Here is a 26015-nt window from a genome sequence, read left to right as displayed (position 1 = left end):
GCGCCGCTAACGGCTGTCGGTCTGTTGCGATGTCAGATTCGTGGCCGGGATCGGAGTCGGCTGCGCAACGCTTCCATTCGCGCCCGCACTCGACGTCTGATACGACTGAATCGTCTTTTCCAGCGCGTCCCGCGTCAGTTGCACGGCTTCCGGCAGATGCAGGAAGCGCGCGTCGTGATGCAGGCCGAGCGTAAAGCTGTACAGCTCGAACAACATCAGATGCGGATCGGTTTCCGCCTTCAGATGCCCTTCGTCCTTCGACTGGCGGATCGCGCGCAGCAGCGCCTCGCGCCACATGCTCACGCTATGCACGAGCTGCTCGCGCACGGCGCTCGCGGCGCGGTCGTCGTACTCCACCGCTCCGCTGATATAGATACAACCCGTGGTCACTTCCTGGATGCGTTTCTCCATCCAGCGATTCATCATCGCGCGCAATCGCGGCAGGCCTCGCACCTCACGCAGGCTCGGAAAGAACACCTCATCTTCGAAGCGCCTGTGGTACTCGCGCACCACTTCCACCTGCAAGTCCTCGCGCGACCCGAAATGCGCAAACACACCGCTCTTGCTCATTTGCATCCGTTCGGCCAACAGGCCGATCGTCAGCCCTTCCAGCCCGTCCCGACTTGCCAACTCCAGCGCTGCGTCGAGAATCGCGGCCCGCGTCTGTTCGCCTTTTCGCATGATGTCCCTACCGTTCTTATGTGACCCGTAAAATCGAACGGCCGTTCTATTATTATGGCCGAACGTTGGTGATACAAGCAGATTTTTAGACACGCATTTCTAAAACGCCAAGCCTTGTCTATAGGATAAATCTCAACAATGTCCGGGTTCATTGTCGCGTTTTATGTACGGACTGCCTGTAAGTGACTGCCCGAATTTCCCGATTCGTGGGAAGCCTTCTCCAGCGCTGCTTGTCGGTATGTATTTTTGCGCAATCGCTGCTAAAAGGCAGGTTAATCGTACTGCCCGATGGTGATCACCTTCATCATCAGCCGGTACGTGTTATAAGCCAGCCAATTAAGCGTGCGCTCCGTAACGGGCCGCGCCGCATAGTGTTTTTCATCGATGGGGCGGCCTTCGTCAAAAGCCTGAAGAATGGCGTCGTGCAACCCCGCGATCTCGGAATGATTGACGAGCACCATGTTGGCCTCGTTGTTGAGCACGAGCGACAGCGCATCGAGATTGGATGAGCCGATGGTCGCCCAGTCCGCGTCCACTACCGCGACCTTGCCGTGAAGCATCGTCTTCTCATACTCGGCGATCCTCACGCCATGCTTGAGCAGATTGCCGTAGAGAAACGGCGTCGCGTAATCGAGCGCGACGAACTCTTTACGACCGATGACGAGGGACACGCGCACGCCGCGCTCCGCCGCGTTGACAAGCGCGCGCCGCAGCTTGCGACCCGGCATGAAGTAAGGATTCGCCAGCAGGACTTCGCTCTCGGCGTTCGCGATCGCCCGCAGATACGCCTTTTCGATCGCGCGCCGGTTGAGCAGATTGTCGCGCGCGACGAACGCGACGCACGGGCGATCGACCGCGTGAATCTCGCCGAGACGCGCGCGCCGGCGTGCCAGCATGGCGCGACGGGCGTTCCATCGGCCGGGCGCGCGATCGCTCTCTTGCGTTTCACAACCCGGCTGCGACGGCTGACGCGGCTTCACGCCGAGCCGGATGCGCTGCCATTGGAGATCGAACGCTTCGCGCACGTCCTTGACGACGGGGCCTTGCGCCTCCATCGCGAAATCCCAGCGCGGACGCTCCAGACGCGTGCCGTTCTGGTCGTAGTCGTCGACGATATTGATGCCGCCGCAAAACGCAAAGGTCTCGTCGATCAGCGCGAGCTTGCGATGCGTGCGCGACCAGCCTTGCGGACCGAACAGCAGATGCGGGTTATAGATGCGATGCTCGACGCCGCGCGCCTTCCAGAGCTCGAACATCGGCAGATTGCTTTCCGTGCCGATGCCATCCGTGATCACGCGCACCGTGACGCCGCGCTCGGCGGCGCGCACGAGCGCATCGGAGACGGCGCGACCGATGTCGTCGTTGGCGAAGATGTAGGTTTCGAGCGACACCGATTTGCGCGCGTTGTCGATCCGCTCGATCAACGCCGGAAAGAACTGCACGCCACCTTTGAAGAGCCTGACGTGATTGCCCGTCGTGAAGCATAAGCGCGGCGGCCGGCGGCCGGAGAACAGCGCCTGGCGCAGCCGCTTGAAACTGCGCCGGGGACGCAGTCCGATCATCGGTTATGCGCCGCGAGGCGCTCGGGCAATTGCAGGATCGCTTCCCGGTTCGACCACGAGAAGCATCGGTCGGCGGCCTCGCGAAACGGCAGCCAGAGATGCGCGGTGTGTTCGCGCGGCGCGAGCGTCACTTCGAGACAATGTGGCACGAGCAGGCTGAACTGATGCTCAGTGTTGCGCATGATCCCTTCCGCGTAGCGATGCCGCCATTGCGGATAAATCTCGTACTGAATGCTGTGATGCCAGTCGAGCAGCGCGTTCTCGGGCACGAGCGCGCTGCCTATCACGATGCCCGTCTCTTCCTGCACCTCGCGCGCGGCGGTCTCGATGAGCGGCTCGTCGATGTGATCCTTCGAGCCCGTCACCGATTGCCAGAAGCCCTTGTGATCCGCGCGTTCGATGATGAGCACGTCGAGCTCGGGCGTATGAATGACGACGAGGACGGATTCGGGAATTTTGGGCGGCTTCTGCATGAGCTTTTGAACGCGCGTTTCTTTATCTGTTTATGCCCAAAGACTGTAACGCAAAAAACGAAAAAGGCGCACCCGGCGCCTTTTTCATCACATCGACAACGAAAGCTGCTTATTGCGCTTTCTGCTCCGGCTGACGCAGACGGATGTGCAACTCGCGCAACTGGCGCTCGTCCACTTCGCTCGGGGCCTGCGTGAGCAGATCCTGCGCGCGCTGCGTCTTCGGGAACGCGATCGTGTCGCGGATCGAATCGGCGCCGGACATCAGCGTGACGATGCGGTCCAGACCGAACGCGATGCCGCCATGCGGCGGCGCGCCGTACTGCAGCGCGTCGAGCAAAAAGCCAAACTTCAGGCGGGCTTCTTCAGCGCCGATCTTCAGCGCGCGGAACACCTTGCTCTGCACGTCTTCCTGGAAGATACGCACGGAACCGCCGCCGATTTCCCAGCCGTTCAGCACCATGTCGTACGCCTTCGCAAGGCAGCGGCCCGGGTCCGTTTCCAGATACTCGAGGTGCTCGTCCTTCGGGCTCGTGAACGGGTGATGCGCGGCCACGTAGCGGTTCTCTTCCTCGTCGTACTCGAACATCGGGAAGTCGATGACCCAGAGCGGCTTCCAGCCGGTTTCCAGCAGGCCGTTCGCCTTGCCGAATTCCGAATGACCGATCTTGAGACGCAGCGCGCCGAGGCTGTCATTCACGACCTTCGCGCGATCCGCCGCGAAGAAGATGATGTCGCCGTCTTCCGCCGCCGTGCGCTCCATGATCGCCGCGAGCGCCGCGTCATGCAGATTCTTGACGATCGGGCTTTGCAGGCCGTCGCGGCCCTTGGTCTTGTCGTTGACCTTGATCCACGCGAGCCCCTTCGCACCGTAGATGCGCACGAATTCCGTGTAGCCGTCGATGTCGCCGCGCGACAACTCGCCGCCCTTCGGCACGCGCAGCGCCGCGACGCGGCCGTCCTTCGAGTTGGCCGGCATGCTGAACACCTTGAAGTCGACGTCCTTCACGGCATCCGTCAGGTCGGCGAATTCGAGCTTCACGCGCAGATCCGGCTTGTCGGAGCCGAAGCGGCGCATCGCTTCCGAGTACAGCATGACCGGGAATTTCTCGGGCAGCGCGACTTCCATCGTCTCCTTGAAGACGTGGCGGATCATGTTCTCGAACAGATCGCGGATTTCCTGCTCGGTGAGGAACGAGGTTTCGCAGTCGATCTGCGTGAATTCCGGCTGACGGTCGGCGCGCAGGTCTTCGTCGCGGAAGCACTTGGTGATCTGGTAGTAACGGTCGAAGTTCGCGACCATCAACAATTGCTTGAACAATTGCGGCGACTGCGGCAGCGCGAAGAACTGGCCCGCGTTCACGCGCGACGGCACGAGGTAGTCGCGCGCGCCTTCCGGTGTGCTCTTGGTCAGCATCGGCGTTTCGATGTCGATGAAGCCCTGCGCGTCGAGATACTTGCGCACTTCCATCGCGACGCGATAGCGCAGGCGCAGATTCTTCTGCATCTGCGGACGGCGCAGGTCGAGCACGCGATGCGTGAGGCGCGTGGTCTCCGACAGGTTGTCGTCGTCGAGCTGGAACGGCGGCGTCACCGATGCGTTCAGCACCACGAGTTCGTGGCATAGCACTTCGATCTTGCCGCTCGTGAGGTTCGCATTGACGGTGCCTTCCGGACGGTTGCGCACGACGCCCTTCACCTGCACGCAGAACTCGTTGCGCACGCCTTCGGCCACCTTGAACATCTCGGCGCGGTCCGGGTCGCAGACGACTTGAACGAGGCCTTCGCGGTCGCGCAAGTCGATGAAGATAACGCCGCCGTGATCGCGCCGGCGATGCACCCAGCCGCACAGCGAGACGGTTTCGCCCAGTCGGGCCTCGGTCACCAGACCGCAGTATTCAGATCGCATCGACATGATGTTGTGTCTTTCGTTGTTCGTTAATCAACGGCTCGCGCGCTCGGGTCATGCTCTCTCGCGGCTGACTCTCGCTGCGCGCGCGCCGGCATTACATCGGCGGCTCGGTGGGGCGGCGGGCTGGCGCGACCGGTGTCGGTGCGCTCGGCGAAGGGGCCACCACGCCCATCGAGACGATGTACTTCAGTGCGGCGTCGACGGTCATGTCCAGTTCGACGACTTCGCTTTTCGGCATCATCAGGAAGAAGCCGGACGTCGGGTTCGGCGTCGTCGGCACATAGACGCTCACGTGCTCTTCATCGAGATGATTCAGCACGTCGCCGCCCGGAATGCCCGTGAGAAATCCGATGGTGTACGAGCCTTTGCGCGGATACTCGATCAGGAGCGCCTTGCGAAACGCGTTGCCGCTCGAAGACAGCAACGTGTCCGACACCTGTTTCACGCTCGTGTACAACGGGCCGACGACCGGAATGTGACGAAGGATGGCGTCCCACCATTTCACGAGCTTCTGGCCGACGAAGTTCTGCGTCAACAGCCCGACGATGAAAATGAACGCAAGCGTCAGCACCGCGCCCACGCCCGGCAGATGAAAACCGACGATCCGCTCGGGCTGCCACGATTGCGGCAGCAGAAGCAGCGTCTGGTCCATCGTTCCGATCACGAGCCCGAGCACCCACAAGGTGATGGCGAGCGGCACCAGCACGAGCAGGCCGGTGAGGAACACGGTTTTCAGCGTAGTCTTTTTCGTGGTCATTTACACGGGGCGAAGGCTGCGCCGGCTCTCGAGTGCGTCGGAGATTCGGCTTGGCAGGCGGGTCGCGCTCGGCTGAGCGCGGTCTACGAGGTCATCGGCGCGGCATGTGGCCCGCCGCGCCGGCCGTCTGGCGCTCAGGCGGCGCTCGACGATGCGGACGCGCCCGCGGCGGGTTTGGCGGCATCCGAGGATGATGGCGTGCTCGCCGGCGTCGCGCTATCGCTCGAATTCGAGTTGCCGGAACCGGCCGAAGCGGCATCGTCCGATTTCGCCGCCGATGCGTCAGACGCGGCCGCGTTGCTCTTGTTGCCGGCATTGCTGTTTCCGCCACGGAAGTCGGTGACATACCAGCCTGAACCCTTCAACTGGAATCCGGCGGCAGTCACCTGCTTCGAAAAAGTGTCCTTCCCGCAGGCGGGACACTGCGTGAGCGGCGCATCGCTCAGTTTCTGAAGCACGTCTTTTTCGTGGCCGCACTCGGCGCAACGGTACGCGTAAATCGGCATGGCACTCTTCCTACAATGATCTGTCGACGCTTGCAAAGCCTTGAATTATAGCCGCAAACCGATATTGGCCCGCGATTTTCGGGACCGCGGGCGCAAGATTAACCGCGCAATATTTCAGGGCGTCGGCGGCGAATTTCAAGCCGGCTGGCTCAGATTCGCCGCCACGTCATCCAGCGCTCGCGGCCGGCGAATACGGGTATCGAGTTGCTCACCTCGCGGTCTTCGATCAATTCGAAGTGCGGCGACAGCAGCGCATCCAGTTCGGCGCGCTCGATTCCGAAAGGCGGCCCTTTCGGCGTCGCTCCGATGAAAAAGAAGCCCGCCAGCAGCGCGCCGGGCGCAAGCAACGCCGCCATCCGGCTGGCGTAATCCTGCCAGCGGGTCTTCGGCAGCGCGCAGAGAAACGCGCGCTCGTAGATCCAATCCGGCGAAAACGGCGGCACATACGCAAAAAAATCCGCCTCTTCGACGACGCCCGCATGCGCGCCGAGTTGCGCGCGCGCCGCCTCGACAGCGGCCGGCGAGAAGTCGATTGCGCGGACCGGCCAGCCGCGTTCGGCAAGATGGAGCGCTTCGTACGCGCTGCCACAGCCCGGAATCAGCACACTCTGCGCACTGCGCGACGCGACGAAACTCTTGAACATCTCCGGAACGCCGGCCTGATCCCACGGCGTGAAGTGCTGACCGAAACGTTCATCCCAGAAACCCGGAGAGTTCGGATCGCGGTTTTCGAAATCGGGAACATTTGAGTTCGTCGGATCGCTCATGCTGCGCGCTCTCAGGGATGGAGCCAGAACTGCGCGATTACGAAGCCCGCGCCCGCCATCGCGACGACACCGGCAACGAGCACCGCGACGAGCAGGCGGTTCGTGCGCTTCTGCTCCGCAAGGAGCATTCGCATCAGTTCGTCGCTGCCGCTTTTCGGCGCGTCGTGGCGCTCCGCCAGAATATGGTGAATCAACCGCGGCAGCTGCGGAATCGTCTTGCTCCACTGCGGCGCTTCCATTTGAAGCCGCTCGTACCAGCCGCGCCAGCCGATCTGCTCGTTCATCCAGCGCTCGAGATACGGCTTGGCCGTTTTCCACAGATCCAGCTCCGGATCGAGCGAGCGCCCGAGTCCTTCGACGTTGAGCATCGTCTTTTGCAGAAGCACGAGTTGAGGCTGAATCTCGACATTGAAGCGTCGCGACGTCGAGAAAAGGCGCATCAGCACCTGCCCGAGCGAAATGTCCTTCAGCGCGCGATCGAAATAGGGCTCGCAGACCGCGCGGATCGCGCTTTCCAGTTCCTCGACGCGCGTGCTCGGCGGCACCCAGCCGGATTCGAGGTGCAGCGTCGCGACGCGGTGATAGTCGCGCTTGAAGAAGGCGAGGAAGTTCTGCGCGAGGTAGTTCTTGTCGAAGTCCGAAAGCGCCCCGACGATGCCGAAATCCAGCGCGATATAGCGCCCGAACGTCGCTGGATCGAGGCTCACCTGAATGTTGCCGGGATGCATGTCGGCGTGAAAGAAGCCGTCGCGGAACACTTGTGTGAAGAAAATCTCGACGCCTTCGCGCGCCAGCTTGGGAATATCGACGCCCGCGGCGCGCAAGGTCTCCACCTGGCTGATCGGCACGCCGACCATGCGCTCCATGACGAGCACCGTCGGCGCGGACAAGTCCCAGTACATCTCCGGCACGAGCAGCAGATCGAGCCCCTGGAAATTGCGGCGCAACTGGCTGCCGTTGGCGGCCTCGCGCATCAGATCGAGCTCGTCGTGCAGATATTTGTCGAACTCCGCGACCACTTCGCGCGGTTTCAGACGCCGGCCGTCCGCCCAGAGGCGCTCGGCCCACGTCGCGATGTCGCGCAGCAGGGCGAGGTCGGAGTCGATCACGGGCAGCATGCCCGGGCGCAACACCTTCACCGCGACGGCCTTTCCCGCGTGCTCGCCGTTCCTGATCTTCGCGAAATGCACCTGCGCGATCGACGCGCTCGCCACCGGCACGCGCTCGAAACCGTCGAACAATTCGTCGATGGGCGCACCGAGCGATTTCTCGATGATCGACACGGCCACCGCCGAATCGAACGGCGGCACCTGATCCTGAAGCTTGGCGAGCTCGTCGGCGACATCGACGGGCAGAAGATCGCGCCGCGTCGACAGCACTTGCCCGAACTTCACGAAGATGGGCCCGAGGCTTTCCAGCGCGAGCCGCAAGCGGATGCCGCGCTCGACGTCGAACCTGCGGCCGAACGTCGTGATACGCATGAGGTAGCGCACGCGACGATCGTCGATGCCGCTCATCACCAGCTCATCGAGACCGAATCGGACGATCGTGAAAAAAATCTTGAGGAAACGCAGAAAACGCATGGTTCGAATTTGCTTCAGCTCGTTATTCGTGCGAGTCGCGCACAGACTCGCCGCCGGATCGCGCTGAGGCGCCGCTCGCCGGCCGGGATTGTTCGGTTTGCCGTTCGATTCTTTCGATGCGCTTTTCGACGCGCGCCAGTGCATCGCGCGCTTTCGAAAGCTCGGCATTGAATGCGTCGAGCGCGCTCTTGCGCACGAGTTGCGGGCGCTCGTCGAGGAAATACTCGGTGAAGGTGTCAAGAAGATTGCGCCCGGTGCGCTGCGCCTGCTCCTGCACCGCCCGAGCGATGATGCCAACGCGATGCGCGGGCGCGTCGCCGATTACGCGCGCCAGATCCTCTTCCGGATCCCAGCGCAGATGTTCGGCCAGCTTGGCGAGCGTCGTCGCGAATTCGGCGTCGCCCTCGATGCGAACGTGTTTCATCACCGCCGCCTGGCCGCCTTGCAGGAACGCGGGCAGCGCGTCGAGCGGCACGGCGATCGTCACGTCGAATGCGCCCGCTTCCGCTTCCGTGGTTGCCGCGAAGAGACCGTCCGGCTGCACGACGAGCGCGATCGAAACCGGCCCGCACGACAGCTTCACGCGCTTGCCTGCATAAGGCTTGAGCCGCTCGAGCGCCCAGGGCTCGCGCACGAGCAGATGGTTCACGGCGGCCGCGAATCCACTGGACGCGGTCTTCAAGGCGGGATTTGCTGCGGGACGGGCGGATTCGTCTGCGTTCGTCATCGGCTGTGAGATGAAAAAACCCGCGCGGGACACTTCTCGCGCGGGTTTCTATTCTACCTTCGCAACCGGCCATCACACCGACGGTTGCCGGCGCCCTGGCCATTCGGCCAAGGGCATGGTCGAGCTCAACTGACCTGCTGAATGCCCGCCAGCAGCCAGCCTTCGTTGCCCGACTTCTGCTTCGACAGGTTCCAGACCTCGACGAACGGTTCCGCCGCCGCCCCTTCCGACTCGCGGATCAGGCCGTGGAAGCGCACGCTCGCGAGATACTCGGACGCACGGTCCTCGACACCGAGCACATCGGCGTTGAGCTGAACCACGTCGGTACGGTTCGGCGCGCTGCCGCGTGCGTCGACGTCGAGTTTCACCTCGGCGAACATCTCGGGCGTCGTGAACTCGCGGATGTCGTTGACATTGCCGCGATCCCACGCGTCCTGCAAACGCACGAAGTAGACCTTCGCGTTACGCACGAATGCTTCGGTGTCGAAGCCCGCCGGCACGTTGGGATTCGCGACCGCTTGCGTCGCCGGCGATTCGATGTAGTTGGCACCGAAACCGGTCGGCTGCTGCGGCATTTGCGGCGGTTCCTGATTCAGGCTCTGGCGCGCGGCCGCGCCGTACGGCGAACCCGAAGCAGATCCGGCACCCGCGTATGCCGGCGTGTTGTTGCCCTGACGCTTGCGCATGATGAAGCGGAACAGCATGACGGCCGCCAGCACGATCAACGCGATCATGATCATGTTGGCCATCGCGCCGGCGAACGCCTCGCCCAGCCCGAAGTGTGACAGGAGCGCCGCGATGCCGAGACCCGCCGCGAGACCGGCGATCGGCCCGAGCCAGCGATTGCGCGCGGGTTGCGCCGCGGCGGGTGCGGCCGGCGCGGCCGGCGCGCGTTGTGCCTGCGCTGCGTTGTTCTGCTGCATCGATTGAGACTGCGAAGGCGGCGTCGCCTGATGCTGCTGCGTTGCCGTGGCCGACTGACGGCCCATGCTGCGGCCGCCGCCCATGCGCTTGGCTTCCGCCGTTTCCGCGAAGATTGCGCCGGCCGCAATAACGCCAGCCAGCGCCAAGATTCCGGCCTTCCTGAAGAAGAGGTTCAGGAAACCCCGGGATTGGGGTTTGCGCGAATCGAACATATCGAATCCTTAAGAGAGTGGAACATCAAAATTTGGTCCCGACGTGTAACGCTACCACGCCACCTGACAAATTGTAATATTCGACTCGATCCAGGCCCGCTTGTTCCATCATTGTTTTGAGAGTTTCCTGGTCCGGGTGCATGCGGACGGACTCGGCCAAGTACCGATAGCTATCCGCATCTTTGGCCACTTTTTCGCCAAGCCACGGCAAAATCTTGAAACTGTAGACATCGTACGGCTTCTTTAGCGGCTCCCATACTTTCGAAAATTCCAGCACGAGCAGCTTTCCACCGGGTTTCAGCACGCGCGTCATTTCGGCCAACGCGCGATCCTTATGCGTCATGTTACGAAGACCGAAGGCAACTGTAACCACATTGAAATAATTGTCCGGGAACGGGATCTTTTCGGCGTCGCAGAGCAGCGCGGGCGTCAGCACGCCTTTGTCGATCAGCCGGTCGCGGCCTACGCGCAGCATCGATTCGTTGATGTCCGTGTGCCAGACTTCGCCGGTCTCGCCGGCCTGCTTGGCAAACGCCATCGCGAGATCGCCCGTGCCGCCGGCGATGTCCAGCACCTTGTAGCCCGGCCGCACCTTGGCCTGCCCGATCGTGAAGTGTTTCCAGATCCGATGCAGTCCGCCGGACATCAGGTCGTTCATCAAGTCGTAGTTGCCCGCGACGGAATGAAACACGCCCGCCACTTTCTTCGCCTTGTCCTGCTCTTCGACCGTTTCGTATCCGAAGTGGGTCTTGCTCATCGCGCGTTTTCCTCGCCTGTTGTTCGTTCTATGTCTGCGCAAAACTCGCGCCGGCTATGCGGCGTTATGCCGCAGCCCTATTGCTCAGTGACAGTGTCCGCCGGATGGTTTTGCGGCCATCGGCGCGTCTCGGTCCACGCCGGCGGCTTCCAGCTTCGCCAGATACTCGCGCCACAGTTCGTCCTGACGCGTCGCCAGGTCGTGCAGGATGTCCCAGGAATAGATGCCGGTATTGTGACCGTCCGAAAAATTGAGTTGCAGCGCATAGTGCCCGACCGGATCGACGCCGATGATCGTCACCTCGCGCTTGCCCGTCTGCAGCGTTTCCTGTCCGGGGCCGTGGCCCTGCACTTCGGCGGACGGCGAATAGACGCGCAGAAGCTCGAACGGCACGCGATACGACTCGTCGCCGTATTGCAGCTCCAGCACGCGCGATTTCGAATGCACGACGACGCCGGTGGGAATCGGCGTCGTGGAAGTGAGTCCGCTCATGATCTCGTCTTATTGATGGCCGAAGGCCTGGTTCAGCTCGTTGCGCACCTGTTCGCGCAAAAGCGTGGCCTGCGCGCGGCGCTTCGATAGCTGCGATTCGGACACCGTGCGCTGGCGCGGCGCCCAGATCGGCAGAGGAAAGCGGGAATCGTTGGAAAAGCGTGGAATGACGTGCCAGTGGACGTGCGGCACCTGATTGCCGAGACTTGCCAGATTGATCTTTTCCGGCACGAGCACGCGGCGCATCGCGCGCTCGACGCCGTTGACGGCGGTCATCACGCGCACGCGGTCGGCATCCGGCAAATCGGACATTTCGGCGACGTGCGCGCCCCAGATCACGCGACACAAGCCCGGCCAGTCGGGCTCATCGGCAAGGACGACGCGCAACGTGTCGTCCGACCACAGCACTTCGCCGCCGTCTTCACGGCAAAACACACAGTCCATCTCATACCTCTAGCGAATCAAACCTCGATTTCGCTATTACACCAGCACGCGCTCGATACCGCCATTGTTCGCGCGTTCGACGTACTGTTCCATCCAGTTTTCGCCGAGCACCTTGCGCGCCATTTCCACGACGATATAGTCCGCCTCGACGTTGGCGTCCTCGTTGTAGCGCGACAGACCTTGCAGGCACGACGGGCAGCTCGTCAGGATTTTCACGTCCGTGCCGTTGGTCTGCGCGCCATCGCCTGCGGAGAGCACCGAACCGGGCGCCGCGCCGGCCGAGCCCGCAGACGCGTTCATCGGATTGATCGCGTTCGAGCCCGCTTCCGCGACGAGCGGAATGCCGCGCAACTTGGCCGCGCCCTTGCGAATCTCTTCTTCCTTGCGGAAGCGCACTTGCGTCGAGATGTCCGGACGCGTGACCGCGAGCGTGCCCGATTCGCCGCAGCATCGATCGTTCTTCTCGATCTTGTAGCCGTCGTTCTGCGAACCCATCAGATCGTTGACGAGCTTGACCGGGTCCATCGTCTTGATCGGCGAGTGACACGGATCGTGATACATGTAGCGCGTGCCGGTCACGCCGTCGAGCTTCATGTTCTTCTCGAGCAGGAACTCGTGAATGTCGATGATCCGGCAGCCCGGGAAGATCTTCTCGAATTCATAGCCCGCGAGCTGGTCGTAGCACGTTCCGCACGACACGACCACGGTCTTGATATCGAGATAGTTCAGCGTATTCGCGACGCGATGGAACAGCACGCGATTGTCGGTGACGATCTTCTCGGCCTTGTCGTACTGGCCGGAACCGCGCTGCGGATAGCCGCAGCACAGATAGCCCGGCGGCAGCACGGTCTGCACGCCCGCTTCCCACAACATCGCTTGCGTCGCGAGCCCGACTTGCGAGAAGAGACGTTCCGAGCCGCAGCCGGGGAAATAGAACACGGCTTCCGAATCGACGGTGGTCGTCTGCGGATTGCGGATGATCGGAACGATCTTGTTGTCCTCGATATCCAGCAGCGCGCGCGCCGTCTTCTTCGGCAAATTGCCCGGCATCTTCTTGTTGACGAAGTGGATCACCTGCGTCACGACCGGCGGCTTGCCGACCGTCGCGGGCGGCTGCGCCGTCTGCTTCTTGACGATCTTCTTCAGCACATCGTTGCCGAAACGCTGCGCCTTGTAGCCGAAGTCCATCATCACGTTGCGCGCGAGATTGATGGTCTGCGGATTCGTCGCGTTCAGGAAGAACATGCCCGCCGCGTTGCCCGCGTTGAACTTCTTCTTGCCCATCTTGCGCAGCAGATTGCGCATGTTCATCGACACGTCGCCGAAATCGATCTTCACCGGACACGGCGTCACGCACTTGTGACAGACCGTGCAGTGATCGGCGACGTCGTTGAACTCGTCCCAGTGCTTGATCGACACGCCGCGGCGCGTCTGCTCTTCGTACAGGAACGCTTCGACGAGCAGCGACGTCGCGAGAATCTTGTTGCGCGGGCTGTAGAGCAGGTTCGCGCGCGGCACGTGCGTCGCGCAGACCGGCTTGCACTTGCCGCAGCGCAGGCAGTCCTTGATCGACTCGGAAATCGCACCGATATCCGACTGCTGCATGATGATCGACTCGTAGCCCATCAGCCCGAACGACGGCGTGTAGGCGTTGCGCAGATCGGCGCCGTCGAACAGCTTGCCCTTGTTGAAGCGGCCATGCGGATCGACGCGCTGCTTGTACGCGCGGAAATCGCCGATTTCGTCTTCGGTCAGGAATTCCAGCTTCGTGATGCCGATGCCGTGCTCGCCCGAGATCACGCCGTCGAGCGAACGCGCGAGCTTCATGATGCGCGCGACCGCGTGATGCGCGTCCTGCAGCATCGCGTAGTTGTCGGAGTTGACGGGAATGTTCGTGTGCACGTTGCCATCGCCCGCATGCATGTGCAGCGCGACGAAGACGCGCCCGCGCAGCACTTGCTTGTGGATGGCCTGCGCTTCGTCGAGGATCGGCTTGAACTCGCCGCCGTTGAAGATCTGGCGCAGTTCCGCGCGGATTTCCTGCTTCCACGACACGCGCACCGTACGGTCCTGCGCGACATGGAACACGTTGGCGTCAGGCTGAATGTCGACGCGATCCGCGAACTTTTCCGCGAGCGCTTCGTAGCCGAGATTGACGAGATAGTGCTGCGCCTCGCGCAAGGACATGTCGAGCTTGTCGCCGACGAACGTCCAGCGCTCACGCACGCGCTTCAGCAGATCGAGCGCCTGCTGCACGCGGTCTTCGAGCAGTTCGGCGCTCGGAATTTCGTTCGCGTCGTCGGACTTGCCGAGCGGCAGCTTGCCGTTGCGGAAGAACGCTTCGAGCGCGTCGACGAGTTGCAGCTTGTTCTTCAGCGACAACTCGATGTTGATGCGCTCGATGCCGTCCGTGTACTCGCCCATGCGATTGAGCGGAATCACGACGTCTTCGTTGATCTTGAACGCGTTCGTGTGCTTCGCGATGGCGGCCGTGCGCGAGCGGTCGAGCCAGAAACGCTTGCGCGCCTCGGCGTTCACCGCGACGAAGCCTTCGCCGCTCTTGCCGTTCGCCATGCGCACGACTTCCGATGTGGCGGCGGCGACGGCATCGGCGTCATTGCCGACGATATCGCCGATCAGCACCATCTTCGGAAACGCGTTGCGCTTGCTCTTGGTCGCGTAGCCGACCGCGCGCAGATAGCGTTCGTCGAGATGTTCGAGGCCGGCGAGGATCGCGCCGCCCTGCTTCGACGTCTCGAACAGATAGTCCTTGATTTCGACGATGCTCGGAATCGCATCGCGCGCCTGGCCGAAGAATTCGAGGCAGACGGTGCGCGTATGCGCGGGCATCTTGTGCAAAATCCAGCGCGCGGACGTAATGAGACCGTCGCAGCCTTCCTTCTGCACGCCGGGCAGCCCGGCGAGGAATTTATCGGTGACGTCCTTGCCGAGCCCTTCCTTGCGGAACGTGCGCCCGGCGATGTCGAGGCTTTCGGTGCGCAGCAGCTTCTCGCCCGGCGGACGATTGCCATCGAACCAGTCGAGCCGGAAACGCGCCACTTCGACGTCGTGAATCTTGCCGCAGTTGTGATCGAGACGCGTGACTTCGAGCCAGTTGCCTTCCGGATCGACCATGCGCCACCACGCGAGGTTGTCGAGCGCCGTGCCCCACAACACCGCCTTCTTGCCGCCCGCGTTCATCGCGACATTGCCGCCGACGCACGACGCATCGAGCGAAGTCGGATCGACGGCGAACACGAAGCCCGCCTGCTCCGCCGCTTCGGTGACGCGCCGCGTGACCACGCCCGCGCCGGAGAAAATCGTCGCGACCTTGTGATCGACGCCCGGCAGATCCGTCATTTCGACGGGACCGAGCTGTTCCAGCTTTTCCGTGTTGATGACCGCCGAAAACGGCGTGAGCGGAATCGCGCCGCCGGTGTAGCCGGTGCCGCCGCCGCGCGGAATAACGGTAAGCCCGAGTTCGAAGCACGCCTTGATGAGTCCGGCGATTTCGGCTTCGGTGTCCGGCGTCAGCACGACGAACGGGTATTCGACGCGCCAGTCGGTTGCATCGGTGACGTGCGCGACGCGCGACAGGCCGTCGAACTTGATGTTGTCCTTCTGCGTTTCCTTGCCCAGCACACGCGACGCGCGGCGGCGCAAGTCGGCCATGCGGCCGAACTCGGCGGCGAAATCATCGACGGCGCGGCGCGCGGCGGCGACCAGCAACTGCACGCGCTCGGCGCGTTCGCGGCTGCCGGCTTCGTCGCTATGCGCGGTGAGATCGGCGCTGCGGCGCTTTTCGATTTCGGCGAGACGGTGATTCAGCGCTTCGACGAGCAGCGCCCGGCGTTTCGGATTGTCGAGCAGGTCATCCTGCAGATACGGATTGCGCCGCACGACCCAGATGTCGCCGAGCACTTCGTACAGCATGCGCGCCGAACGGCCGGTGCGGCGCTCGTTGCGCAGTTCGTCGAGCACGGCCCAGGCTTCGTCGCCGAGGAGCCGCATGACGATTTCACGATCGGAAAACGATGTGTAGTTATAGGGAATTTCGCGGAGACGCGGCTCGATATCGAGCGCCAAGGCGGCATGGGCGCCGTTCGGATCGAAGGCTTGAGGTGCGTTCATGTTCGACGGTTCGGTGTGCCGGCGCTCGCGCTAGAAAAGCGGAAATGCCGGCGATGCGCGTGGGGGCGCAAATTTTCGAATGAAACTTCTCTTGGCGAAGGCCGCCGGGCTCGTCACAGCGCCTTCGGTGTGCCCTGGATCAACGCCACGATCGCGCGTGGCGCGCATGCCTTTCCGCCGCGGGATGCGACTCGCGGGAAACATGCGCCAGAAAATCGATCCGAAGCTGCCGGTGCATCTGCCGATCCTGATTGCTGATTCGTAAAAGGAAATTCTAACCCATCGGGCAAACGCGCGTTTGCGGGCGCTAGCAGCGAGAAGGGGCTTTTGCGTGCGGATTCGCGACGCGTTCATGTCATTTTCGACGCTTTTTTACACGACCGTCCGGACGGTCGAAGCACACGGCGCGCCCGGAACGCGCGCGGATGGCGCTATCATTGATGCTTTCGCTCTCAAAAACCTGCGCGCATCGCGGCCGCCTGACGATTTCTCGCATGACACATCCCGACTACCTGAAAAAAGTGCTGACCGCGCGCGTGTACGACGTCGCGCGTGAAAGCGAGCTCGAACCCGCGCGCAACCTGTCCGCGCGCCTGCGCAACTCCGTGTTCCTCAAGCGCGAGGACAATCAGCCGGTTTTCTCGTTCAAGATTCGGGGCGCCTATAACAAGATGGCGCAGCTCCCGGCAGACGTGCTCGCACGCGGCGTGATTACGGCGTCGGCGGGCAACCACGCGCAGGGCGTGGCGCTGTCGGCGGCGCGGCTCGGCTGCCGCGCGGTGATCGCCGTGCCGACGACCACGCCTCAAGTGAAGATCGACGCGATTCGCGCGCACGGCGGACCGACGGTCGAAATCGTGCTCGCGGGCGAGTCGTACAGCGACGCCTACGCGCGCGCCGTGCAGCTTCAGGAAGAGCGCGGCCTGACCTTCGTGCATCCGTTCGACGATCCGGACGTGATCGCCGGACAAGGCACGGTGGCGATGGAAATCCTGCGCCAGCATCAGGGTCCGATCCACGCGATCTTCTGCCCGATCGGCGGCGGCGGGCTGGCTGCGGGCGTCGCGGCGTACATCAAGGCGGTGCGCCCGGAGATCAAGGTGATCGGCGTGCAGACCGAGGATTCCTGCGCGATGGCGCAGTCGATCAAGGCGGGCGAGCGCGTGACGCTCTCCGAAGTCGGCCTGTTTTCGGACGGCACGGCGGTGAAGCTCGTCGGCGAGGAAACGTTCCGGCTGTGCAACGAGTTGCTCGATGAAGTCATCACCGTCGATACCGATGCCCTTTGCGCCGCGATCAAGGATGTCTTCCAGGACACGCGGAGCGTGCTCGAACCCGCCGGCTCGCTCGCGGTCGCGGGCGCGAAGCTGTACGCGGAGCGCGAGGGCATCGAGGGCAAGACGCTCATCGCGGTGACGTCGGGCGCGAACATGAACTTCGACCGCATGCGCTTCGTCGCGGAGCGCGCGGAAGTCGGCGAGGCGCGCGAGGCCGTGTTCGCCGTGACGATTCCCGAAGAGCGCGGCAGCTTCCGGCGCTTCTGCGAGCTCGTCGGCACACGCAGCGTGACCGAGTTCAATTACCGCATCGCCGATGAAAGAGCCGCGCATATCTTCGTCGGCGTGCAGATCAAGTCGCGCAAGGAAACCGCGCAGATGATGTCGTCGTTCATCGAGCATGGTTTCGCGACCGTCGACCTTTCGCACGATGAGCTCTCGAAGCAGCACATTCGCTACATGGTCGGCGGACATTCGCCGCTCGCGCGCGACGAACGTCTGTTGCGCTTCGAGTTTCCGGAACGTCCGGGCGCGCTGATGAAGTTCCTTTCGTCGATGGCGCCCGACTGGAACATCAGCCTGTTCCATTACCGGAATCAGGGCGCGGATTACAGCTCGATTCTCGTCGGCATTCAGGTGCCGCAGTCGGACAACGCGGAGTTCGAGCGCTTCCTCGCGACGCTCGGCTATCCGTGGTGGGACGAAGGCGCGAATCCGGTCTACAAGCTGTTTCTGGCGTAAATCGAAATGCCGAAGTTCACGCTCGAAGACAAGCTCGTCGTCGCGATTTCGTCGCGCGCGCTGTTCGATTTCGAGGAAGAGAACCGTGTCTTCGAGACCGGCGATCTCGCGCAATACGAAGCGCTGCAACGCTCGCGGCTCGACACGCCCGCGAAACCCGGCGTCGCGTTCGGGCTGATCCGCAAGCTGCTCGCGCTGAACGCGGATGAACAGCGCGTCGAAGTGGTGATCCTGTCGCGCAGCGATCCGATCAGCGGGCTGCGCGCGTTTCATTCGTGCCGCGAACACGGACTTGCGATCGAGCGCGGCGTGTTCACGCGCGGCCGTTCGCCGTTTGCGTATCTGAAACCCTTGCGGGCGTCGCTGTTTCTATCGGCGAATCCGGACGATGTGCGCGACGCGCTCGCCGCCGGTTTTCCCGCCGCGCGCGTGCTGCCGGAAACGCCGCGCGCCGCGAGCCGTTACGCGGACGAAATCCGCATCGCGTTCGATGGCGACGCCGTGCTCTTTTCCGACGAAGCCGAGCGCGTGTTTCAAAGCGATGGTTTGCATGCGTTCGTCGGGCATGAATTGGACAAACGCGAGTCGCCGCTGCCGGACGGTCCGCTTAAGCCGCTGCTCGCCGCGCTCAACAAATTGCAGCGCATCGCCGACGATCACGACGATCAGCCGATGCACATCCGCACGGCGCTCGTCACCGCGCGGTCCGCGCCGGCGCACGAGCGCGCGATCCGCACGCTGATGGCGTGGAACATCGAAATCGACGAAGCGATGTTTCTCGGCGGACTCGACAAGGGCGAATTCCTGCGCGAATTCGAGCCCGACTTTTTCTTCGACGATCAAATTCGCCACTGCGAATCGGCTCTCGTCGTCACCGCGACGGGGCACGTTCTCAGCGGCATAGCGAACGCATCATGACACCCGATCAATCTCCGCTCGGCAAGCCCGTCCATTACACCGAACAGTACGATGCGTCGCTGCTGTTTCCGATCGACCGCAAGCGCGCGCGCGATGCGATCGCCGTGCCCGCGCGTCTGCCGTTCTTCGGCACGGATATCTGGAACGCGTATGAGTTGTCGTGGCTGAACAAGCGCGGCAAGCCGCAGATCGCGGTCGCGACGTTCTTCGTGCCGGCGGATTCGCCGAACATCGTGGAATCGAAGTCGTTCAAGCTGTATCTCGGCTCGTTCGCGCAGACGCAATTCGATTCGATCGACGACGTGCGCGCGGCAATCAAGCGCGATGTGTCCGCCGTCTGCGGCGCGACGGTTTCGGTGCAACTCGCCGCGCCGGCCGATTTCGGCAAGCTCACGATGGAAGAGTTCGATGGTTTGTCGCTCGACCGGCTCGATCTCGATTGCGATGTTTTCTCGCCGGATCCTTCGTTATTGAAGGCCGCGCACGATGAAGCGCCCGTCGACGAGACGTTGTTTTCGAACCTGTTGAAATCGAATTGCCCGGTTACGGGACAGCCGGACTGGGGCAGCGTGCAGATCCGCTATTACGGCGGGCAGATCGATCACGCGGGATTGCTGCGGTATATCGTGTCTTACCGCGAACATACGGGGTTTCATGAGCAATGCGTCGAGCGCATCTTCATGGACATCATGCGGGAGTGCAAACCGGAACGGCTCGCGGTGTATGCGCGTTATACGAGGCGCGGCGGGCTGGATATCAATCCGTTCAGAACGAATTTCAACTTGCCGATGCCGGATAATGCGCGGCTGGCGCGGCAGTGAATAACGACGCGGCTCTGCTTTACAGGAATCAGAGCCGCGATCGCATGTTCGCCTTCTTACGCCTTCTTATAAGCCACGCAATCCACCTCGACCTTGCAGTCGATCACCATCGACGACACCACGCAAGCCCGCGCCGGCGGATTCGCGCCGAAGTACTCCTTGAACACCTTGTTGAACGACGCGAAATCGCGCGGATCGTCCAGCCACACGCCGCAGCGCACGACGTGCTCGGTGCCGTAACCCGCCTCCTTCAGAATCGCGATGACGTTCTGAATCGCCTTGTGCGATTGCTCGACGATGCCGCCGTTGATCACTTCGCCATCTTCCATCGGCGTCTGGCCCGACACGAACAGCCAGCCATCGGCCTCGACCGCGCGTGCGAACGGCATATGCGCGCCGCCTTGTCCCTTGCCACCTTCCACGCCATAACGCTTCATCTTTCAGACTCCTTTTCCTGACTCGAATCAGTGCTCAAAACGCGCCGGCCGCATCCAGCTTGGATGCCGAACCGCGCGCCACGAAACGTCCCGCTCGCGCGCCGGTCACGGCCTGCTCGCGATACGTCAAAACGCCATTCACCCACACCGCGTCGATGCCGTCCGCCGCCTGCTGCGGATTCGCGAACGTCGCCGAATCGATCACGCGCTCCGGATCGAACACGACCAGATCCGCGTGATAGCCGACCTTCACTTCGCCGCGCTCCGCGATGCTGAAACGCCGCGCCGACAGGCTCGTCATCTTGCGCACGGCTTCTTCGAGCGTCAGCACGCCTTCGTCGCGCGCATAGTGGCCGAGCACGCGCGGAAACGCGCCCCACAAACGCGGATGCGGCAGCGGATCGTTCGGCAAACCGTCCGAACCGACCATCGTCGCGGGATGCGAAAGAATGCGCCGCACGTCGTCTTCCGACATGTTGTGATACACCGCGCCCGCCGGCTGCAAGCGCTTCGCCGCTTCCTGCTGCGTCACCTTCCATTCGTCGGCGACTTCGCGGATCAGCTTGCCGGCCATCTCCGGATGCGGCGTCGACCAGGTGATCGTGATGTCGATATCGCCCGTCACCTGCTTCAAGTCCAGCGTCGATGAACTGCGGTTATACGGATAACAATCGCATCCGACCGGCTGCCCGTCGCGCGTCGCTTCGATCGACTTGAGCACTTCCGCGCTGCGTCCCCAGTTCGACGGCCCCGCGCACTTCAGATGCGAAATCACCACCGGCACGCGTGCATGACGCCCGACGCGATACGCCTCGTCCATCGCGTCGAGAATGGCGTCGAACTCGGTTCGCATGTGCGTCGTGTAGAGCGCGCCCGCTTTCGCGAGCGGCTCGGCGAGCGCCTGCACTTCCTCGGGCGGCGCGCTGAACGCCGAGCCATACGCCAATCCGCTCGACAATCCGAGCGCGCCGTTACCCAGCGCTTCTTCGAGCTGCGCGCGCATCGCGGCGACTTCATCGGCGGACGCGCCGCGATCCAGCCGGTCCATATGATTGTTGCGCAGCGCCGTATGGCCGATGAGCGCGCCGACATTCACCGTCGGGCGCGCGGCATTCACGGCATCGACGTAAGACGCGAAAGTCGGGTACGCGAACGCGGCGGCGTCACCGAGCAGGTTCATCGGATCGGGAGGATCGCCCTTCAGCGTCACCGGCGACGCGCTGATCCCGCAATTGCCGACGATCACCGTCGTCACGCCCTGCGTGATCTTCGGCATCATCTGCGGCGAGCGGATCACGTGCGTGTCGTCGTGCGTGTGGACGTCGATGAAACCGGGCGCGAGCACTTTGCCTTGCGCGTCGAACACGTCGTCGGCGGTCCAGTCCGCGAGACCGCCCGGCGCCTCGATCGCAACGATGCGTCCGTCGCGCACGGCGACATCGCGTTCGACGGCGGGCGCGCCCGTGCCGTCGATCACGCGCGCGCCGACGATCAGCGTGTCGGCCTTCAACGATTCCATGATCAGTCTCCCAAAGGTTGACGTTCGCCGCCGCCGCGATGCGAATCGAGCGCGTGCTTCATGCGGCGCAACAGTTCGCGGCTGTGATCGGCCTGCTTGACGGCCAGTTCGGTGACGAGCAAATCGAGCGCCATCATCATCGCGTAACGCGACGACGAGGGCTTGTAGATGAAATCCGTTTCGATCGCGATGACCGGAATCAGCCAGTCCGCGAGCGCGCCGAGCGGCGATGCGGGCGCGGTCAGCGCGATCACGCGCGCGCCGTACTGCTTCGCCAGCGCGCAGCTTTCGACGATCTCGGGCGTCTGCCCCGTCACCGAAAGCGCGACGACCACATGTTCCTTCGATAACGTCGACGCCACCATGCGCTGCAACAGCCCGTCCTGATACGACGCGACCGGCCGCCCGAGCCGCACGAGGCGAAAGCGCATTTCGTCGGCGAGCGCCGTGGAGCCGCCGCCCATGCCGAACACGTAGATCATCGACGCGGCCGCGAGCGCATCCGCGGCTTCGGCGATCGGCGCGGCGGCGAGCGCGCCCTGATTCTGCGCGAGCGTCGCCTGCACTTCCTCGAAGATGCGCGCGGCGAGCGAATCGGGCACGGCGTCCGCGTCGCGCCGGAAGAAACGCTGTCCGACGCCCGCCGCCTGCGCGAGCCGCAGCTTCAGTTCGCGCACGTCCTCGCAACCGACGGCTTTCGCGAAACGCGTCACCGTCGCGACGCTGACCTCGGCCTTGTCCGCCAGCGCGCCGATGCTCGCGCGCGACGCGCTCACGATGTCGTCGAGAATCAGCGCGGCTACCTTGCGCTCGGCCCCGCGCAACTCGGGCGCCCGCTCCGCGATGCGTGCGACGATGTCGAAACTGAGCGTGTCGGCGTGGCCGTTCATGGTTTACGATGAGCCCGTGTTACTAAATAACATTTCCTTCCCGGATGCTACTTTGGTTAACATGGCACCGTCAACCTTGACGCACATCGCACTGCGCGCGGGGTTTATTTAAACGGACGATGGAGTGGCAGCACATGAAAGTTACAAACTATCAGAACGCGACGATCGACCCGTTCGGCAAGGGCCTCGGAATGGTGCCCGGCACGGGCATCCAATTGAACGACGCGTCGCGCCTGCAATGGAATCTGCTCGAAGAGGACGTGAGCCTGCCCGCCGCCGTCCTCTATTCGGATCGCATCGAACACAATCTGAAGTGGATGCAGGATTTTGTCGGCGAATACGGTGTGAAGCTCGCGCCGCACGGCAAGACGACGATGGCGCCGCAACTTTTCCGCCGTCAGCTCGACACCGGCGCGTGGGGCATTACGCTCGCGACCGCGCATCAGGTGCGCGCGGCGTATCGCGGCGGCGTGCATCGCGTCCTGATGGCGAATCAGCTCGTCGGCAAACGCAACATGGGCATGATCGCCGAATTGCTCACGGACGCGAGTTTCAAGTTCTTCTGTCTCGTCGATTCAGCCGATGGCGTCGATCAGCTCGGCGAATTTTTCAGCTCGGTGCGCAAGAAGCTGAACGTGCTGATCGAACTCGGGGTGCCGGGCGGACGCACCGGCGTGCGCGATGACGCGCAGCGCGATGCCGTCCTCGCCGCGATCGCGCGCTGGAACGGCACGATCGAACTCGCGGGCATCGAGTTGTATGAAGGCGTGCTGCAGGACGAAACCAAGGTGCGCGAGTTTCTGAAGAGCGCGGTCGATGTCACGCGCAAGCTGATCGGCGAAGGCAAGATCGCGCGCAAGCCGGCGATTCTGTCGGGCGCGGGATCGGCGTGGTACGACGTCGTCGCCGACGAGTTCGCGAAGGCCAACAGCGATGCGATCGAGGTCGTGCTGCGGCCGGGCTGCTATCTGACGCACGACGTCGGCATCTACAAGAAAGCGCAGAACGAGATTTTCGCGCGCAATCCTATCGCGAAGAAGATGGGCCAAGGTCTGAAGCCGGCGCTGCAACTATGGGCGTACGTTCAGTCGATTCCGGAACCGGACCGCGCGATCATCGGTCTGGGCAAGCGCGATTCCGCGTTCGATGCGGGCATGCCGGAGCCGGCGAAGCATTATCGTCCGGGCAACGAAGCGCCGCGTGACGTATCGCCCGACGAAGGCTGGGAGATTTTCGGCCTGATGGATCAGCACGCGTACTTGCGCATCAAGCCGGGCGACGACGTGAAAGTCGGCGACATGATCGCGTTCGATATCTCGCATCCGTGCCTGACGTTCGACAAGTGGCGTCAGATTCTGGTCGTCGACCCGAAGTATCGCGTCACCGAAGTGATCGAAACGTTCTTCTAAGCCTTTTCTTCTAGCGCGGCCGCCGATGCGGCATTCGCGGCCGCCACTTCCTGAAGGCGTCCCTCGAACATGTGCAGCGCGCTCGACAAGGCCTCGATGGCCTCGTCGGGCAGCGAAGCCATCGTGTCGTGAAGGAACGCATTGCGTCGCGGCAAACCATCTTCCGCGATGGCGCGTCCTTGCGCCGTCAGCGCGACATTCGACACGCGATTGTCGCGTGCATCGACGCTGCGCACGATCCAGCCGAGTCCTTCCAGCGTCTTTAGCTGACGCGTCAGCGCGCCCGGGTCGACTTTCAGATGCTCGACGAGCCGCTTCTGCGACAGCACGCCCGCGTGCTCGTGCAACGCGAGCAGAATGCGCCAGCGCGGCATCGGCTGGCCGACGGCCGTCTCGAACGCCGACATGAACGCGCGATATGTGCGCCCGAATTGCTGCACCACGGCGATACGGTCCTGTTCATTCATGCTCTTTCTCTATCATTCGGCGAGGATGACCGGCTCTTGCGGCCCTTTCAGTCGCACCGGCGGAACGCGGCGCGACTGCCACAACGACACCACCGCGATCACCGCCGCGAGCGCGAGACCAATATGGATCGCGGCGACGAGCGCTTCGCGCGCGGCTTCGAGCAGCATCGCGCCGTTATGCCCCGCCGCGCTCAGTTGCGCAAGCAGCGTCTCCTGACCTTCGCGATTGATGAGGATTTGCGGATCGGAGAGATCAGCGGCCCAATGCATCGCGTGATCTTTTTCCAGCGCGAGATTCACGCCGCTCGCATAGAGATGCGCGACAAGCGTGCCGGTGAGCGCCGTGCCGATCATCCCGCCGATCATGCGCAGCGACTGCAAAAGCGCCGTCGCGATGCCCAGATGCGCGCGGCCCGCGGTCTGTTGCGCGAACACGGTGAGATTCGGCATGACGAAGCCGAGGCCGAGTCCGCCGAGCAGCATGATGACGAGCAGCAGCGAACGCGGCATGTTGTGCGTCGCGACGACGGTGCCGAGACACGACACCGCGAGCAGCGCGAAACCGACGTACAGCATCAGATTGGCGTTCTTCAGGCGCGTGACGATGCGCCCGTTCACGATGCTGCCGATCGTGATGAACACGACGAGCGGCGTAATCATCATGCCTGCGTCCTTCGGCGACATGCCGAAGCCGCCCTGGAACAGCAGCGGCGCATAGAAGAGCAGCGAGAACATCGTGAAACCGCCGAGAATCGCGAGCGTGAAGAGCGCGGCGAGCGCCTTGTTGCGAAACATGTCGATGGGCAGGATCGCGTAATCGCAGCGCATTTCCCACTTCCACAGCGCGAAGCCGGCGGCGACGCTCATCGCGAGCAGCGCGACGGATTCCGCGCCGAAGCCGTGTTTCGGCAGCATTTCGACGAACAATTGCAGCGCGCCGAGCGCCACCGCGATCAGCGCGGCGCCCGGCCAGTCGAGGCGCATCTTGCCTTCATGCGCGACGTGCCGCAGATGCGGCAGGAAGCGCCACACGAAAAAGAGCGACACGATGCCCACCGGCAGATTGACGTAGAAGACCGAACGCCAGCCGTAATACTGCGTGAGGAAGCCGCCGAGCGACGGCCCGACCGCGTTCGCGATGCCGAACGCGGAACTCATCAGCACTTGCCAGCGCAGGCGCACGACGTTATCGGGGAAAAGATCGGCGATGCACGCGAACGCCGTGCCGACGAGCATCCCGCCGCCGATGCCTTGCAAGCCGCGCGCGAGCACGAGGAACATCATGCTGTTGGCGAGCCCGCACAGCACGGAGGCGACGGTGAACACGACGATCGACGCGATCACGAACGGCTTGCGGCCGTAGTAATCGCCGAGGCGTCCGAAAATTGGCACGGTGATGACGGAAGTCAGAAGATACGACGTGGCGACCCACGCGTAGAGATCGAAGCCTTTAAGCTCCGCGACGATCGTCGGCAGCGCGGTGCCGACCACAGTCTGATCGAGCGCGACGAGCATCGTGACGAACGAAACGCCCAGCATCGCCATGAGGGATTCGCGAAAAGGCAGCACCTGCCCGCTGGAATGATGCGCGGCTGTATGAACGGCCATCTT

The 26015-nt window shown here is 63.1% G+C and carries 23 protein-coding genes; 4 read left to right on the top strand and 19 right to left on the bottom strand.

The window, feature by feature from the left end; genetic code table 11:
• Nucleotides 1-6: 6 nt before the first annotated feature.
• The 14 genes from NCS03_RS02030 to NCS03_RS01965 all read right to left on the bottom strand — a co-directional run bounded on the left by NCS03_RS02030 (nt 7) and on the right by NCS03_RS01965 (nt 15925).
• Nucleotides 7-681 carry a TetR/AcrR family transcriptional regulator gene (locus NCS03_RS02030; RefSeq protein ID WP_008351607.1) on the bottom strand — a complete coding sequence of 225 codons (675 nt, stop codon included), beginning with the start codon at nt 679-681 and terminating at the stop codon, nt 7-9.
• A 272-nt stretch (nt 682-953) separates the two neighbouring features.
• A complete protein-coding gene (locus tag NCS03_RS02025) occupies nt 954-2243 on the bottom strand; it encodes a phospholipase D-like domain-containing protein (protein ID WP_034470584.1) in 1290 nt (429 codons plus the stop codon).
• Nucleotides 2240-2716: a dihydroneopterin triphosphate diphosphatase gene (gene nudB, locus NCS03_RS02020; protein WP_008351611.1), complete on the bottom strand. Its 477-nt coding sequence runs from the start codon at nt 2714-2716 to the stop codon at nt 2240-2242. Before nudB ends, NCS03_RS02025 begins: the two co-directional genes overlap by 4 nt.
• A 109-nt stretch (nt 2717-2825) precedes the next feature.
• The gene (aspS, locus tag NCS03_RS02015) at nt 2826-4628 is read right to left on the bottom strand and encodes an aspartate--tRNA ligase (RefSeq protein ID WP_008351612.1); all 1803 of its coding nucleotides are present in this window, start codon (nt 4626-4628) and stop codon (nt 2826-2828) included.
• 91 nt (nt 4629-4719) lie between these two features.
• Nucleotides 4720-5382, bottom strand: coding sequence for a DUF502 domain-containing protein (locus NCS03_RS02010; protein WP_008351614.1), 663 nt, complete (start codon nt 5380-5382; stop codon nt 4720-4722).
• Nucleotides 5383-5516: 134 nt separating this feature from the next.
• Nucleotides 5517-5888 (bottom strand): FmdB family zinc ribbon protein, encoded by a 372-nt coding sequence (locus NCS03_RS02005; protein ID WP_250528696.1) that lies wholly within the window; start codon nt 5886-5888, stop codon nt 5517-5519.
• 149 nt (nt 5889-6037) lie between these two features.
• Entirely contained in the window at nt 6038-6655 is a 618-nt protein-coding gene (locus NCS03_RS02000; protein WP_034470581.1) for a methyltransferase, read from the bottom strand.
• Between the two features lie 11 nt (nt 6656-6666).
• A complete protein-coding gene (gene ubiB / locus NCS03_RS01995; RefSeq protein WP_250528695.1) occupies nt 6667-8238 on the bottom strand; it encodes a ubiquinone biosynthesis regulatory protein kinase UbiB in 1572 nt (523 codons plus the stop codon).
• Nucleotides 8239-8260: 22 nt separating this feature from the next.
• Nucleotides 8261-8965, bottom strand: a complete 705-nt coding sequence (locus tag NCS03_RS01990; RefSeq protein ID WP_051079038.1) for a ubiquinone biosynthesis accessory factor UbiJ — start codon at nt 8963-8965, stop codon at nt 8261-8263.
• A gap of 125 nt (nt 8966-9090) precedes the next feature.
• Nucleotides 9091-10101 (bottom strand): Tim44 domain-containing protein, encoded by a 1011-nt coding sequence (locus tag NCS03_RS01985; protein ID WP_008351625.1) that lies wholly within the window; start codon nt 10099-10101, stop codon nt 9091-9093.
• Between the two features lie 25 nt (nt 10102-10126).
• Complete coding sequence (ubiE, locus tag NCS03_RS01980; RefSeq protein WP_250528694.1) at nt 10127-10858, bottom strand: bifunctional demethylmenaquinone methyltransferase/2-methoxy-6-polyprenyl-1,4-benzoquinol methylase UbiE; 732 nt, start codon at nt 10856-10858, stop codon at nt 10127-10129.
• Between the two features lie 84 nt (nt 10859-10942).
• On the bottom strand, nt 10943-11350 hold the full coding sequence (locus NCS03_RS01975) for a gamma-butyrobetaine hydroxylase family protein (RefSeq protein WP_008351631.1): 408 nt from the start codon (nt 11348-11350) through the stop codon (nt 10943-10945).
• A 9-nt stretch (nt 11351-11359) separates the two neighbouring features.
• A complete protein-coding gene (locus NCS03_RS01970) occupies nt 11360-11794 on the bottom strand; it encodes an HIT family protein (protein WP_008351633.1) in 435 nt (144 codons plus the stop codon).
• 36 nt (nt 11795-11830) lie between these two features.
• Nucleotides 11831-15925, bottom strand: a complete 4095-nt coding sequence (locus NCS03_RS01965) for a DUF3683 domain-containing protein (RefSeq protein ID WP_034470575.1) — start codon at nt 15923-15925, stop codon at nt 11831-11833.
• A 494-nt stretch (nt 15926-16419) separates the two neighbouring features.
• Between NCS03_RS01965 and ilvA the strand changes: the two genes are divergently transcribed.
• Genes ilvA through queF form a run of 3 tightly spaced genes read left to right on the top strand, consistent with a single transcriptional unit; the run spans nt 16420 to nt 19682 of the window.
• Nucleotides 16420-17943: a threonine ammonia-lyase, biosynthetic gene (ilvA, locus tag NCS03_RS01960; RefSeq protein WP_008351636.1), complete on the top strand. Its 1524-nt coding sequence runs from the start codon at nt 16420-16422 to the stop codon at nt 17941-17943.
• 6 nt (nt 17944-17949) lie between these two features.
• Nucleotides 17950-18861 carry a 5'-nucleotidase gene (locus NCS03_RS01955; protein WP_250528693.1) on the top strand — a complete coding sequence of 304 codons (912 nt, stop codon included), beginning with the start codon at nt 17950-17952 and terminating at the stop codon, nt 18859-18861.
• Nucleotides 18858-19682 carry an NADPH-dependent 7-cyano-7-deazaguanine reductase QueF gene (gene queF / locus NCS03_RS01950; protein ID WP_008351640.1) on the top strand — a complete coding sequence of 275 codons (825 nt, stop codon included), beginning with the start codon at nt 18858-18860 and terminating at the stop codon, nt 19680-19682. Before NCS03_RS01955 ends, queF begins: the two co-directional genes overlap by 4 nt.
• Before the next feature lie 56 nt (nt 19683-19738).
• Here the strand turns inward: queF and NCS03_RS01945 are convergent, their stop codons facing one another.
• Genes NCS03_RS01945 through NCS03_RS01935 form a run of 3 tightly spaced genes read right to left on the bottom strand, consistent with a single transcriptional unit; the run spans nt 19739 to nt 22528 of the window.
• On the bottom strand, nt 19739-20119 hold the full coding sequence (locus NCS03_RS01945; protein WP_008351642.1) for a RidA family protein: 381 nt from the start codon (nt 20117-20119) through the stop codon (nt 19739-19741).
• 34 nt (nt 20120-20153) lie between these two features.
• Nucleotides 20154-21638, bottom strand: a complete 1485-nt coding sequence (locus NCS03_RS01940; RefSeq protein ID WP_034470570.1) for an N-acyl-D-amino-acid deacylase family protein — start codon at nt 21636-21638, stop codon at nt 20154-20156.
• Nucleotides 21639-21640: 2 nt separating this feature from the next.
• A complete protein-coding gene (locus NCS03_RS01935) occupies nt 21641-22528 on the bottom strand; it encodes a MurR/RpiR family transcriptional regulator (protein WP_008351646.1) in 888 nt (295 codons plus the stop codon).
• Nucleotides 22529-22662: 134 nt separating this feature from the next.
• Between NCS03_RS01935 and NCS03_RS01930 the strand changes: the two genes are divergently transcribed.
• Nucleotides 22663-23937 (top strand): amino acid deaminase, encoded by a 1275-nt coding sequence (locus NCS03_RS01930; protein WP_250528692.1) that lies wholly within the window; start codon nt 22663-22665, stop codon nt 23935-23937.
• Here NCS03_RS01930 and NCS03_RS01925 read toward each other — a convergent pair.
• Nucleotides 23934-24404 carry a MarR family winged helix-turn-helix transcriptional regulator gene (locus NCS03_RS01925; protein WP_008351651.1) on the bottom strand — a complete coding sequence of 157 codons (471 nt, stop codon included), beginning with the start codon at nt 24402-24404 and terminating at the stop codon, nt 23934-23936. The genes NCS03_RS01930 and NCS03_RS01925 overlap by 4 nt on opposite strands.
• A gap of 12 nt (nt 24405-24416) precedes the next feature.
• The gene (locus tag NCS03_RS01920) at nt 24417-26012 is read right to left on the bottom strand and encodes an MFS transporter (RefSeq protein WP_250478655.1); all 1596 of its coding nucleotides are present in this window, start codon (nt 26010-26012) and stop codon (nt 24417-24419) included.
• Between the last annotated feature and the right edge of the window lie 3 nt (nt 26013-26015).

The organism is Caballeronia sp. ATUFL_F1_KS4A, assembly GCF_023630905.1.
In the GTDB taxonomy this organism is placed as follows: domain Bacteria; phylum Pseudomonadota; class Gammaproteobacteria; order Burkholderiales; family Burkholderiaceae; genus Caballeronia; species Caballeronia zhejiangensis.
This window is presented reverse-complemented; position numbering and strand designations above follow the sequence as displayed.